Raw genomic sequence first — 13576 nt, forward strand, 5'->3', positions numbered from 1 at the left:
ACTAAAACTTGAAAGTACTCAAAAGGACCAGAGCTCATACCAGCTCTGGCTTTTCTTCTCCCAAATTAGTCTTAAACGGTCTCTCTAAGAATACTTTGAATATTTTGCGGTAAGTAAGCCATGAATTGATTAATTGTTCGGCTGAGGAAAACAGTTTCTTGTGACTGTAATGCCTTTAGTAGGTAGACCAATGCTTCAATAAACTTAATTTCTGGCAGAGTATCGTTCATAAGATAGAATAGGTCGCCTAGAGTTCGATCATCCTTATTAAGGCGTTCTTGCCAAGCTAAAAGTAGATACGTTAGTGCAGTAATCGTAATTTGGGCGACTTGACCATCATAATCCTGAATTTGTGACTTATTAAGGCGTAAGTATTGTTTAGCGGTCTTGAAATAAGTTTCGATTGACCATCGCCGACTGTATAGTTGGATAATCTGCTGGGGAGTCATCTTGGTATTGGTGGAAGCTAAAACTAAATACTGATTCTTAAAACCTTTCTTAGCCACAAAGACAAGTTTGATTGGGAAATGGTGTCCCTGAAAATTGGCGTTAACGATACTACTGTATAGATAGTCTTGCCTATGTGAACGCTTAGATTTAAGTAAACGTTGATAAAGAGCTTTGACACTGTAATTGCGACCACGGTAACGATAGTAGACTTTTGAACTTCGCTTAAGCATGGCGACGCTATCTAACCCTAATTCTTTAAGGTGGTAAAACATTTGCGGTGAACTATACCAGCTGTCAAAAAGTACATATTTAGCAGTTATGCCGAGATGAAGCGTTTGGGCAATTAATTCTAAGACCACATCATTCATTTTTCGCTGAGCCTGCTTACGGCGCTGTCCAGCCATTGTTCGCTGGTCAGTAACGGATGCTTGAGTCCCAATCAGATTAGCCTTCTTCCGGGTTGACATTAAAGCTAGATTAACCGGAAGAAAGGTATTTCCATCACTCCAACCAATGGTCAAGTTTCGATAACCGGTCACATATTGATGATGATCATGGTCAAAAGTCTTAGCTAATAATTCGGTCTTGGTTGAATATGGTCGAGCAATTAGCGTGTCATCGACGATTAACGCTAATCGTCGCCGTTGGTCAATTAAAGGCCGTAAAAACGCAATAATTTTAACTGCCACTAAACATAGTAACTTTTGCCAATTAATCCGGCCATCATTTAGGACATTTCTCGCTGTCCGTGAGCTAAAGTGCTGGCTAGGCTGGGCACGATACATTGAACGCCGGCTAAAGCAAGCTTCAAATAGCCAGGTGATAATGACGGTTAAAGAAATTGTTGAATGGCGTTTGAAATTAACCTTCTTACTCAGCTGACCTAGACCAATTAACTTGATAAATGAAGAAATTAGGTTTTTAGTATCGTTCTCTGCCTGAATTTGAGTTATACTTTTCATTGCGCAAGACTCTTTTCTACTTATTTTTTAGGCGATTTAAGTATAACGCGAGAGTTCTTGCGTTTCTATTTTTATAGCGAGAAAGCCCGGAATCACGGTTAATTACCGCAATTCCGGGCTTTCAAGTTTCAGTAAATGAATTAAATTTTTCCGCAAAAGATTATATCACAAAATAGGTATAAAAGGGTTAATGCGACTATTGTTGGTATAGCAATCAAATTGGCTAATGAGATTGGCCAAATTATGAAACGGTTGGCTAAATTAAGCTAGATAAAATTAATGAGGAGCAGTAAAATTTGAAAGTTATGAAAATTTTTAATGAAAAGGTGAAAAAATTTGGCGGTCAAACTTTTTAGTGCAGTTGTCTACCTACCAATAATCGTTATTTGTATGATTATTAGTCAAATTTACTTTGAACGTTATTGGAAATCCTTTCAGGGAAACAAATTAGCTAATTGTGGCTTAATGACAGCAATTACAATCACATACTTAATTCAAGAGTTTTGTCTACTGCAATTATCTCTATTTAACATTAACGAAGTAGCATTTATGCAAGTTGTTTCGGTCACAATGTTATTTCGGGATAATAAAAATAAACTTTGGTGGTGGCTATTAGTTATTACACCGCCATTTGTAAATATTGTCGAGGTTCTTATGGGACTTGAATCCATAAATACCTGGTGGGTTTGGTTTTGTGAGTCAGCCATATTCCTTGTGCTCTGTGGTGGGTTAGCTTGTTGGAAAAAAGGCTCGATCCGGATTCGCTATGCTCTAGCAATCCTTTGTTTGAGCTTGATTGAGATTATCTCGTTAGGAATTGAGAATAACTTTAACGTGGTGAACGTTGCTGCCGGAACATTGGGGTTACTTGTTATTTTAGTTTTTGAGGGTCAACGTTATGAGAGTGAAATAAAAAACGAACGGAAGATCAAACTGCTACAGAAAGAAAGTGAACGGGATGATCTGACGGGATTACTTAACTATCGAGCTCTCAGTCAGGAGATTAGTGCCCTAACTGAAAAAAAGGAAATTCATAATATCGTTATCGGTGCCCTTGATATTGATCACTTCAAGCGGATTAACGATACTTATGGTCATTTCGTTGGAAACGAGGTCCTTAACTACTTTTCGACAATTTTTAGAAAGGAAATTCATAAGTCCTTTCCTGATCATGGCTATGTTTATCGTTTTGGCGGGGAAGAATTCTCTATTGTGGTCTCAAATCATTCGATTGAAGAAGTTTATACGCTTCTGCAGTCAATTGAAAAGCTCTTTAATGAGAAGCCGATTAAGACTAAAGAGGGTATTGAAATTACGATTAGCTTTTCATGTAGTTTAACTAATCATATGAACGGTGAGATGCTTGATCTAACCTTGAAGCGGGCTGACAAAATGTTGTATAGTGTAAAAAACAATGGTCGTGGTTGGATTGTGACAGATCACCACCATAAGCCAGAAAAGGCAGTAAATAATTAATAAACCGATAATAATTAGAGTGAATGAGTGATAAAAATTATAACTAGTAGTAAAAAATTACATAATATTTTCCAACCAATTCTTCAAGTTGACGGGAAGATGAACGCTACAATTAATACCTATGAAATGTTGATGCGGGACTCTTCAGGACACTTCCCGGGAATGGAATTTTTAAATGGCCTGACAACGCAAGAGGGAAATGACCAGTGGATAGCGATTAGCAGAGAATCATTAGCAACTGCTCTAGAAAATCAGCCACAGCGGAAGATTTATATTAATCTAGAACCGTGTCAAATGGAGTTTAGTAACATTTGGCAATTCTTGAAAGAGGTTCATCAGCAGTACGGATCCCAAGTAGCAATCGAGATTACGGAGCGGCGGGAAACGATCCATAGTCTTGATTACCTTGATGAGGAAATTTTACGGTTAAAGAAAATCGGCTTTGAACTAGCAATTGATGACGTTTGTGCCGGGAGTAACAGTTATGCCTTTATTATTCGTCAACTGAAGGCAATTAAACGAATTAAACTCTCATTACTAGTGTTCAAAGACGAAGATCCTGAAACAAGACGCAATTTTGTTAATGCCTGGTTAACTTTTGCCACACACCATCACCTTGATTTTGTTGTTGAAGGGATTGCGGATCGCCAGCTTGCCGAGAACTATGCTGGAAATCCGACCGTTCTCCAGCAAGGTTTTTACTGGGGTAAGGGTTCGGCGGAAATCTAGAGAATTTATAAGAATAAATAAAATTGTACTTTACAAAAAGTAAGTATGGTTATATGTTTAAAATAAAGTTGAATAATAATTTCTTCGGGGCGGGGTGTAATTCCCAACCGACGGTGACAAGTTAATCTTGAAGTCCGTGACCTGCTATTCGTAATGGATAGTGGCTGAATCAGTGTAATTCTGATACCGACAGTAATAGTCTGGATGGGAGAAGAAATCAGATAATTAGTGGCTAATACCACTATTAGTGAATTTAAAAATAAACGTCCCGGGTAACAACATCTGTTATCCGGGTTTTATGTTTAAAGAACTAGTATATATCTACGAACTGCCTTGAGGAATGATCCCCAAGGCTTTTCTGATCTGAAAGGAGGATGCTAATGCAAAATGATGAAAAGTGGATGCAGCGGGCAATTAAAGAAGCACAAAAAGCAGATTACCAAACATGGCAGAACCCGCGAGTAGGTGCAGTGGTGGTAAAAGAAAATCATCTTTTAGCCACTGGACACACTCACCAATTTGGCGGTTTCCACGCTGAACGAGATGCAATTAGTAAGCTAACTTCGGAGCAATTATTAGATTCAACTCTTTATGTAACCCTTGAACCTTGTAACCATTACGGTAAACAACCGCCGTGTTCATTATTAATCACTAATTCTGGAATAAAACGAGTGGTGATTGCTGAAACTGATCCACATTCGCTGGTTACCGGTAAAGGAATTCAAATGCTGAAAGAACACGGAATAGAAGTCGTTACGGGAATCCTTACACAGGAAGCGTGGAACCTTAACCCACATTACAATTACTTTTTTGAACAAGGTAAACCGTGGGTAACACTGAAGCAGTCAATTTCCCTAGATGGTAAGGTAGCTGCTGCTAAGGGCAAGCGCACAAGAATCACTAACCAGCAGGTATACAACTATGTACACAGGGAACGAGCTTGGTATCAAGGAATTATTGTCGGTAGTCAAACCGCGATCATTGATAATCCTAAGCTAACGGTTTCGGTGAGCACGTCATTTCCGCCAGTCAGAATTGTGATCGATAGAAGAGGAAGACTATCTAACTATTCTCAATTAAAATTATTAAATGATTCAGAAGCTAAAACATGGATATTCTCTAGTGACCCAAACCTCAAAGATAAGTTAGCTAAAACGAAAGCAGAAATAATTTATTTGGCTAATTGTTCGATTGAAGCTGTAGTCGAAGAGTGCGGACATCGTGGTTTGCAATCATTGTATGTAGAAGGTGGGCCGACTCTTCATCAGGCATTTGTTAATAGTGGTTTAGTGAATGAAGTGATTACTTATTTGAGTCCACAATTCATTGGTGAGCAGGGCGTTAGTGGAATGCAAGTACCTGCAGAGATGAAGCTATCGGGAACCAATATAAAGGGATTAGGTAATAACGTGCGAATTTCAGGAAGGGTGAAGAAAAATGTTTAGTGGCTTAGTGAGCGGAATGGGAAAAATAAGGCAAATGAAAAAAGGACAAGAGACGATCGAATTAACAGTTGAGCCGATTGACTCCCATTTCTTAGATAAAGTACAAATTGGTGACTCAATTGCGATCGATGGAACATGTCTAACCGTTGAGGAATTTAATGATCATCAATTTATGGTAACGCTCATGCCGCAAACATTTGAAAAGACAACTTTTAAAGATCGTCAAATTGGTAGTTTAGTTAACTTAGAACGCTCCTTACAAGTTGGCTCTCGGCTTGAAGGTCACATCGTAACAGGACATGTTGATGAGATAACTCAAGTTGTTGATCGTCACCGAAATGAAAACGCCATTGAGCTATTTTTTAACTTACCAAAACGACTAATGGGTCAGATAGTACCGCAGGGAAGCGTTGCAATTAATGGAGTTAGCTTAACGGTTATGGCTACAACAAATGAATGGTTTAGTGTAGGACTAATTCCACATACTCAAGCAATTACGAATCTCGATGAACTTCAAGTGGGAAGTCGGGTTAATCTCGAGACCGATATTTTGGGAAAGTATGTCGCTGCAAATTTGAAAGTGGGGTCAAAATGATGGATGTCAAGAAAATCCAAAATGCGTTGGAATATCTAAAAAATGGTGGACTAGTAATTGTAATGGATGATGAGGATCGTGAAGCTGAAGGAGATATGATTGGCTTAGCAAGTAAAGCTACCCCTCAGAAAGTTAATTTTATGACAAAGTATGCTCGGGGGCTGATGTGTGTTCCAATGGATTCAGCTGTAGCGGATCGACTTCATCTTCAACAGATGACTACAAATAATACCGATCCTTTTGGCACGGCATTTACGATTAGTGTTGATCATAAGTCAACGACCACTGGAATCTCTGTCTTCGATCGATGGCGGACGATTACTCACTTAGCTGATCCGTCAGCAATAAGTGATGACTTTTATAAGCCTGGTCATATTTTTCCGTTAGTAGCAAAAGATGGCGGGGTTCTAGAACGTAACGGTCATACTGAAGCAGCTGTTGATCTTGCTAAGTTAGCTGGTGAAAAACCAGTTGCTTATATTTGTGAAATTCTTCAAGCAAATGGGGAGATGGCCCGCTCTAAAGAACTTCATGAAATGGCGGAAGAGTATGGGTTGCCGATCATTACGATCAAGGAATTACAGGAATATCGCCGGAGTGAAGTGAGTAAACCCGTAGAGAATGTTAAGTTGCCGACAAAGTATGGAGATTTTAAATTACAACGGTTTGCGGGAGATAACTTGGCATTAATTAAAGGCGATATTCGGGGAGATGAGCCGGTAATGGTTCGGCTACATTCAGAATGTTTTACGGGGGATGTTCTTGGTTCGTTACGGTGTGATTGTGGTCCGCAGCTTCATGAAGCAATGCGACGGATTGATAAAAATGGCCGTGGAGTAATTCTGTACTTGCGACAGGAGGGTCGTGGAATTGGCTTGCGAAATAAACTGAAGTCTTATCGCTTGCAAGAACAAGGCTTAGATACTGTTCAGGCAAATGAACACCTTGGTTTTAAACCTGATGAGCGGACGTACGAACTGGCTGCTCAGATGTTAAGAGAATTGGGAGTACGGAAGATTGATCTCCTTACTAATAATCCAGATAAAATTAACCAATTAAAGTTAGACGGAATCGAAATTCATCAACGGTTACCATTAGAAATCAAGCCGAATGTCCATGACCAAAAGTATCTTCAGACAAAGAAAGAAAAGTTTCATCATTTATTGAATTTGGAGGGATAAACAATGAACGAAATTAGTGGAAAGTTTAATCAACATAATATGAAAGTAGCAATCGTTGTGGCTGACTTTAATGATACCGTTACGCGGCAACTTAAAAGTGGGGCAGTAAGAACGTTAAGTAAATTTGGGTTAGCCGATGATCAGATTAGTGTTTACCATGTCCCAGGAGCTTTTGAAATTCCGTTTACCGTTAAGAAACTACTCACTAGCAATAAGTTCGACGGAATTATGACGCTAGGAGCTGTGATTAAAGGAGAGACCGATCATTATGATTTGATTTGCCAAAACGTAACAAGTGCAATTATGCAGTTGAACTTACAAGGAATCATTCCGATCACATTTGGTTTATTAACAACTGATAATATTGAGCAGGCAATGCAGCGAGCGGGATTAAAGATGGGGAATGAAGGTGCTAGCACAGCACAGAGCTTACTTGAGATGATTTCGTTAAACAATCAGATTTAACAAAGAGGACGAGAAAAGTAGTTTTTCTCGTCCTCATTTTAGAACATTTAAATGTAAGGTTTTAACGGGCTCACACTCTATTTATGGACGTAACCGGTTGATCATCCGTGGGAACGGAATGTTTTCCCGAATGTGTTCTTGGAGAGTGATCCAGGAAAGGAATCGTTCAAGTCCCATTCCGAATCCGGAGTGAGGAACAGAACCGTATTTACGGAGGTCATCGTACCAACCGTAGTCTTCCTTGCTGAGACCATTTTCTTCCAGCTTGTTGGTGATGTATTCGTAGTCGTATGAACGTTCTGAACCACCAATGATTTCACCGTAGCCTTCTGGTGCTAGTAAGTCAGCACAGATAACTTGACGATCATCTTCAGGATCAGTAGGCATGTAGAAGGCCTTGATTGCCCGTGGGTAGTTCATGATAAAGACTGGCTTGTTAAATTGGTCTGCCAAGTAGGTTTCTTCAGGTGAACCAAAGTCATCGCCATACTTGGAATCGAAGCCACCTGCTTGAAGCATTTCGATTGCCTTCTTGTAGGTGATCCGTGGGTAAGGCAATTCGGTGAATGGCTTGAGGCTTTCAACCGAACGACCAACCATTTCTAATTCTTGAGCACAGTGGTCAATTAAATCTTGAACAAGGTAAGCAACGTATTGTTCCTGGATCTTAAGACTTTCATTTTGGTGCATCCAAGCCATTTCTGGTTCGATCATCCAGAATTCCGTCATGTGACGACGGGTCTTTGACTTTTCAGCCCGGAAAGTAGGACCCATAGTGTAGATCTTACCAAGAGCCATGGCACCAGCTTCACCGTATAGCTGACCAGATTGTGATAGGTAGGCATCAGTATCGAAGTACTTAACGTCGAATAATTCGGTCGTTCCTTCAGGGGCTGATGAAGTAAGAATTGGGGCATCGAATTGAGTAAAGCCATGCTTATCAAAGAATTCCATTGTAGCTAACTTTACCCGACTCCGGATCCGCATTAATGCCCATGGCTTGCGAGAACGTAACCATAAGTGACGGTGATCGAGTAAGAATTCAATTCCGTGTTCCTTGTTCCCAATTGGGTAATCTTCGCTTTCACTAACGATTTCAAAGTCCTTGATGTGGATTTCGTAACCGAACTTTGAACGCTTATCTTCGGCAATTTCACCGGTTACCCAAAAACTGGTTTCTTGGTGAAGATCGTGCTTAGCAGAGTCGAACTTTTCTTCATCAACGTCATTTTTCCGGATGATCCCTTGGAAAAAGCCGGTTCCGTCACGTAATTGTAAGAAGGCGATCTTCCCACTAGACCGCTTGTCAGTTAACCAAACACCAATCTTAACGGTTTCCCCAACGTGTTGAGGAGCTTGACTAATCGTAATTGTTTCCACTTTAATACTCTCCCTTAATCAATTGTTTTTTATAGAATTTGAATGTGTGCTGCCTCGCACTTCTTAAGCATCTCATCTGGCCAGATGCTTGCTTGAACTTCACCCACATGGGCTTTACCAAGTAGGAGCATGCAGAGCCGAGATTGACCAATTCCTCCACCAATTGTATATGGTAATTCGCCGTTGAGCAACATTTGGTGGAATGGTAATTTTTCACGGTCAGTTGCACCAGCTTGTTCAAGTTGGTACTTCATTGATTCTGGACTAACCCGGATCCCCATGCTGGAGATTTCGAGCTTCTTTTGAAGAGGCTTGTACCAGAAAATGATGTCACCGTTGAGGCTCCAGTCATCATAGTCGGGTGCCCGGCCATCGTGAGGCTTACCGGAACGCTTCAACTTGTCACCAATCTTCATGACGAAGACAGCGCCCATTTCCTTAGCGATCTTATCTTCCCGTTCCATTGGGGTGAGGTCTGGCCAGCGATCTTCAAGCTCTTGGGTAGTAACGAAATGAATGTCATCTGGTAATTGGTAAACCGCATCTGGGTAGAGGTACCACAATTCTTTTTCAATCCGCTTAATAACCTTGAAGATTTGCCGAACAGTAGCTTTTAATGTTTGTTCAGTTCGTTCTTCTTTGGTGATGATCTTTTCCCAGTCCCACTGGTCAACATAGATTGAGTGGAAGTTATCTAAATCTTCATCTTTCCGGATGGCGTTCATGTTGGTATAGAGTCCTTCGTGAAGGCCGAAACCATACTTCTTTAAGGCCAGTCGCTTCCACTTAGCAAGGGAGTGGACGATTTCAATCGTTTCACCTGGCATTCCCTTCATATCGAAGGAAACGGGCTTTTCAATACCGTTAAGGTTATCGTTTAGACCAGTACTCTTATCCACAAACATTGGTGCGGACATCCGTTGCAAGTGTAATTCTTGACCAAATTCATCTTGGAAGTTTTCCCGAATGAAGCGGATAGCAGCTTCCGTATCACGAATAGACAATTTCGGATCGTAGTCCTTTGGAATAATTAACGTCATAATTAGCAACTCCTTAATATGCTTAGAATCGAGGATAAATAAAAAAGCCCTTCATCCCCAACATCTAAGGGACGAAAGGCTTTTGTTCCGCGGTACCACCCAAATTGTCTAAAATAATTTTAGACCATCTTATCAAGTACATAAATACTTTCCCGGTAAGATAACGTGCCGGTGACGACTAAGCCTACTTTAAACGAGGTTATTTGGGTTAGTAGCATGGAAAAAGTGTTTTTCAATAATCCAGGTGCTATCGGTCTCCCACTATCACCGACTCACTGTTAGACTGAAAATTATTTACTCTTCTTTTTCATCGCTTTTGAAATTCTTTAATTGTATTTTAACCGAATTTTTATAAAAATCAACTGTCTTTTAAATTTTTTTGCTAAAAATGTAATTCTCCTTAAAATAAATAATTGAGCTCATCGCTGGGATCGTAATATAATGTAACTATCCGAACAAATGTTCAAAAGGGGGGGAGGAGAATCAATGAACCAAAATGACGTTATCCGCTATGTCCAACAGCAATTTGGTATCCAGCCAAATTACCAGTTAGCACGTCAATGGAATGCTTGCGTTTTTTCATCTCCTGTTTCTGGTAGGTGGTTTGCTCTCCTTATCCAATCAGCAGAAGATACTAACCTTGCTTACTTAGAGGTTCATTGCGGTGAACGTTATCAGCAAAGTCCGATATTTTCACCTGCAAAGCGGATGAGGAAAGCTGGCTGGTTAAGGGTGACGATTAATGAGCAAACTCCCCGTGAAGAAGTAAATCGCGCCCTTGAGCAGGCATTTCAGGCATCATTAAAGGAAGACGACTCCCCAGCACACTCAGAACGATTGATTTATGTTCCCCCCTTTAAGCAAAAGACGGTTTATCGCGACCAACCGATTTCCCTTAATAACCGGTCAGTTCCGTTTGCGAAGCCTCGACAGATTCCTCGAGAAATTTTAAAAATGAATTCGCTATATGATTACACATTGCCGCCGCTTACGGGAAGAGCAAAGAACTTTTATGTTCAGGGGAAGAGTATTGCTGATTACCAGGATGATTATGACTATCAAGGGGATTTTCAACGTTATTTTCCGGTTTACCACGATATGACAACAGCCCAGCTCCGTGGATATTTTACGTGGCGGACAAAGGTGCGAAATGGAAAGTATCCTAAAGCACCAACGTCATTTGTTTATGTCTACCTATATGAGTTGATTAACCAGATTGGAATCTCGTCGCCATTGACGGGGTACCAAAAGCTAATCGAGTTTAAAAAAGACTATGCAGAGTTCATGGATAAGAAAATGACCGAGTATCTGAACCAATGGCTTCGTGATTATGTTATTTACTATCAGCTAGGACCGGACTACGTTAAGCAACAATTTGCTGAGCGGATCAAAGGTGATGCTGCTTATAATATTTTGAGTAGCCCCGAAGATTCTTCAGCGGAAAAAGTAATGGCTGCACTATGTTCACTTTCCTCCTATCAGTTGGATCACTGTCCGTTAGCAAAGCAGGATCCAGAATTGCTTGCTCAAATTGTTAAGGATGTTTGGCAGAGATTGAGCTCATTAAAGGATGAGGACGTTTTTAAGAACTATCTTGGCTGGCAAGGTGAGCTTACCCAGCGCCCCTTTGCTAACGCGGTTTTTTACGACCAGAAAATTAAGGATACATTTACCTGTAAGGTAGATGAACAGTGCAGTTATTCTTACAAAAATGGAAAGTGGCGTTACCAATATTATCTTCCTGCAAGCCGGCGGAAACAAAAAATTGGCAGCCTTCTGCACGAAATTGACCGACTTGTCCGGCAAGCGTTTCATTGTGGTCGTCAGTTAAAGCCACGGCCAATTAGGGAAAAGATTTTGAGTGAAATCAAACCAGCAATTATTGAGGCTCAGCGTCAAATCGAAGAGGCTCGGCGGCCAAAAATTAAGATTAATCTGACTAACCTTGAACAGATTCGGGCTGACGCTTCAGTAACCCGGGAGAGTTTGTTAACCGACGAGGAGCGAGAAGCTGAGAGAGAAGAGGAAACAATTAACAAGCCACAAGAAATACCAACGTCTACTGAAGAACCACAAGGATCGACTAATGATGAACTAGGACTCTCTAAAGATGAATTGTACCTTTTAACTAGCCTGTTAGCGGGAAAAGAATGGCGGTCATACTTTAAACGTCACCACCTAATGGTTAGTATTATTGTGGATGAGATTAACGATAAACTATTTGATGAAATCGGCGATACGGTGATTGAATTTGACGATCAAGAGCAACCACAAATTGTGGAGGATTACCGTGAGGATATTGAAGAGTTAATTAACTAGAGGAGGATAAAAATGCCAGAAAAACGCAAGCGAGTGCCGAAACGAATTGCACAAACAATTTTAAATTCCCTCAAAGGTGGGGTTGTTCCCCGGATCGGTCTTCCCTATATTACGGTGGGGAGGAAGGATGAAATTGCTGCCTTGCTTCACGATGTTGATATCATTTCCGAGGGTGGTGCATCATTCCGCTTTATTGTTGGCCGTTATGGTTCTGGAAAGAGCTTTTTACTACAAACGATGCGAAACTACGTAATGGATAAGGGATTTATTGTTGTTGATGGTGATCTCTCACCTGAGCGACGGTTGCACGGGAATAACGGCCAAGGGTTAGCAACCTATCGGGAATTAATTCAGAATTTATCGACGAAGACACGTCCTGAAGGTGGCGCACTTAATCTGATCCTTGACCGATGGATTAGTTCGGTTCAAGCCAAGGTTGCTAGTGAGCAGGAAATTTCACCAGATGATCCTCAGTTTTCAGTTGCCGTTGATCGGGAAATTTATAAAGTGATCGCTTCGCTAAACGAATTAGTTCACGGTTTTGACTTTGCCAAGCTCCTGAATATGTATTACCAGGCATACGTAAATGACGACCAAGAAACAAAGGCTAAAGTAACTAAATGGTTCCGGGGCGAATACGACCGGAAAACAGATGCCAAAAAGGAACTTGGTGTAAATATTATTATTACTGACGATGATTGGTATGAATACTTGAAACTGTTTGCCACCTTCTTCCGGCAAGCCGGTTATCAGGGAATGATGATCATGATTGATGAGCTAGTTAACATCTACAAGATTCCCAACAGTATTAGTCGCCAGTACAACTACGAGAAGATTCTGACAATGTATAACGATACTCTTCAGGGAAAGGCCAAGTATCTTGGGATTATTATGTGTGGTACTCCACAGGCAATTGAAGATCGACGGCGTGGTGTTTACAGCTATGAAGCTTTGCGCTCACGATTAGCTGAAGGAAAGTTTGCTCAGGATGGTGTCCGCGATATGTACGCACCGGTGATTAAACTTGAACCATTAACCGCTGAAGAAATGTTGGTATTAACCGAAAAACTAGCCGATATGCATGCCAACTTGTATGGTTATGAACGGAAGATTACAGAGGATGATTTGGCAACCTTCATTAAGATCGAATATGGTCGAATTGGTGCAAGCGCCAATATCACACCACGAGAAGTTATCCGTGATTTTATTGAACTACTTGATATCCTTTGGCAAAACCCAGGAACCGACGTTAAGTCTTTACTTGAATCCGATAAATTCAACTACAACCAATCCTCCGCCGTCTCCAACAACACCAACGAGGGATTTGCGGAATTTAAAATATAGAGTGCCTTCGCCCCAAAGAGTTTCCGGAAAGCTAGCAATTTCTCCTGACGAAGGCGACTTGCGCCTAGGAAGGAGGTTGCTAGCTCTAGGAAACTCGGGCGAAGCGCAGTAGCTGAGTGGCTTTTGTCATCAACAAGTTGATAGCCAAAAACCTACTCAGCCTTGCGTGGGTTCACAAACGAAATTGATA

11 protein-coding genes, 1 riboswitch and 1 other annotated feature are annotated in these 13576 nt (G+C 40.8%); of the genes, 8 read left to right on the forward strand and 3 right to left on the reverse strand.

What is annotated here, in order from left to right:
* Window positions 1-71 precede the first annotated feature (71 nt).
* Window positions 72-1412: an IS4 family transposase gene (locus LKJ51_RS04910; protein ID WP_291978710.1), complete on the reverse strand. Its 1341-nt coding sequence runs from the start codon at window positions 1410-1412 to the stop codon at window positions 72-74.
* A 336-nt stretch (window positions 1413-1748) separates the two neighbouring features.
* On the opposite strand from LKJ51_RS04910, the gene LKJ51_RS04915 reads away from it, so the two are divergent.
* The 6 genes from LKJ51_RS04915 (at window position 1749) to ribH (ending at window position 7303) form a co-directional block, all read left to right on the forward strand.
* Window positions 1749-2888, forward strand: coding sequence for a GGDEF domain-containing protein (locus LKJ51_RS04915; RefSeq protein ID WP_291978711.1), 1140 nt, complete (start codon window positions 1749-1751; stop codon window positions 2886-2888).
* 27 nt (window positions 2889-2915) lie between these two features.
* Entirely contained in the window at window positions 2916-3617 is a 702-nt protein-coding gene (locus LKJ51_RS04920) for an EAL domain-containing protein (RefSeq protein WP_291978712.1), read from the forward strand.
* A gap of 76 nt (window positions 3618-3693) precedes the next feature.
* A riboswitch (FMN riboswitch) is annotated at window positions 3694-3837 on the forward strand.
* A 154-nt stretch (window positions 3838-3991) separates the two neighbouring features.
* On the forward strand, window positions 3992-5062 hold the full coding sequence (gene ribD / locus LKJ51_RS04925; RefSeq protein WP_434737683.1) for a bifunctional diaminohydroxyphosphoribosylaminopyrimidine deaminase/5-amino-6-(5-phosphoribosylamino)uracil reductase RibD: 1071 nt from the start codon (window positions 3992-3994) through the stop codon (window positions 5060-5062).
* Window positions 5055-5657, forward strand: a complete 603-nt coding sequence (locus LKJ51_RS04930) for a riboflavin synthase (RefSeq protein WP_291978715.1) — start codon at window positions 5055-5057, stop codon at window positions 5655-5657. The genes ribD and LKJ51_RS04930 overlap by 8 nt, the downstream gene beginning before the upstream one ends.
* Complete coding sequence (ribA, locus tag LKJ51_RS04935) at window positions 5657-6838, forward strand: GTP cyclohydrolase II (protein ID WP_291978716.1); 1182 nt, start codon at window positions 5657-5659, stop codon at window positions 6836-6838. Before LKJ51_RS04930 ends, ribA begins: the two co-directional genes overlap by 1 nt.
* 3 nt (window positions 6839-6841) lie before the next feature.
* Window positions 6842-7303 (forward strand): 6,7-dimethyl-8-ribityllumazine synthase, encoded by a 462-nt coding sequence (gene ribH / locus LKJ51_RS04940; RefSeq protein WP_291978717.1) that lies wholly within the window; start codon window positions 6842-6844, stop codon window positions 7301-7303.
* A gap of 81 nt (window positions 7304-7384) precedes the next feature.
* Here ribH and asnS read toward each other — a convergent pair whose 3' ends face one another.
* Window positions 7385-8683, reverse strand: coding sequence for an asparagine--tRNA ligase (gene asnS, locus LKJ51_RS04945; RefSeq protein ID WP_291978718.1), 1299 nt, complete (start codon window positions 8681-8683; stop codon window positions 7385-7387).
* A gap of 29 nt (window positions 8684-8712) precedes the next feature.
* Entirely contained in the window at window positions 8713-9723 is a 1011-nt protein-coding gene (gene asnA / locus LKJ51_RS04950) for an aspartate--ammonia ligase (protein ID WP_291978719.1), read from the reverse strand.
* A 64-nt stretch (window positions 9724-9787) separates the two neighbouring features.
* Window positions 9788-10043, reverse strand: a binding site (T-box leader).
* 166 nt (window positions 10044-10209) lie between these two features.
* On the opposite strand from asnA, the gene LKJ51_RS04955 reads away from it, so the two are divergent.
* On the forward strand, window positions 10210-12042 hold the full coding sequence (locus LKJ51_RS04955) for a TerB N-terminal domain-containing protein (protein ID WP_291978720.1): 1833 nt from the start codon (window positions 10210-10212) through the stop codon (window positions 12040-12042).
* 12 nt (window positions 12043-12054) lie between these two features.
* Window positions 12055-13386 carry an ATP-binding protein gene (locus tag LKJ51_RS04960; RefSeq protein ID WP_291978721.1) on the forward strand — a complete coding sequence of 444 codons (1332 nt, stop codon included), beginning with the start codon at window positions 12055-12057 and terminating at the stop codon, window positions 13384-13386.
* Window positions 13387-13576 lie beyond the last annotated feature (190 nt).

It is taken from the genome of Limosilactobacillus sp. (assembly GCF_022651205.1).
In the GTDB taxonomy this organism is placed as follows: domain Bacteria; phylum Bacillota; class Bacilli; order Lactobacillales; family Lactobacillaceae; genus Limosilactobacillus.

Bases quoted from the DNA above. Each gene is read 5' to 3' on its own strand.
- LKJ51_RS04910 (WP_291978710.1), bottom strand. From the start codon at position 1,412: ATGAAAAGTATAACTCAAATTCAGGCAGAGAACGATACTAAAAACCTA.
- ribD (WP_434737683.1), top strand. From the start codon at position 3,992: ATGCTAATGCAAAATGATGAAAAGTGGATGCAGCGGGCAATTAAAGAA.
- LKJ51_RS04930 (WP_291978715.1), top strand. From the start codon at position 5,055: ATGTTTAGTGGCTTAGTGAGCGGAATGGGAAAAATAAGGCAAATGAAA.
- ribA (WP_291978716.1), top strand. From the start codon at position 5,657: ATGGATGTCAAGAAAATCCAAAATGCGTTGGAATATCTAAAAAATGGT.
- ribH (WP_291978717.1), top strand. From the start codon at position 6,842: ATGAACGAAATTAGTGGAAAGTTTAATCAACATAATATGAAAGTAGCA.
- asnA (WP_291978719.1), bottom strand. From the start codon at position 9,723: ATGACGTTAATTATTCCAAAGGACTACGATCCGAAATTGTCTATTCGT.
- LKJ51_RS04955 (WP_291978720.1), top strand. From the start codon at position 10,210: ATGAACCAAAATGACGTTATCCGCTATGTCCAACAGCAATTTGGTATC.
- LKJ51_RS04960 (WP_291978721.1), top strand. From the start codon at position 12,055: ATGCCAGAAAAACGCAAGCGAGTGCCGAAACGAATTGCACAAACAATT.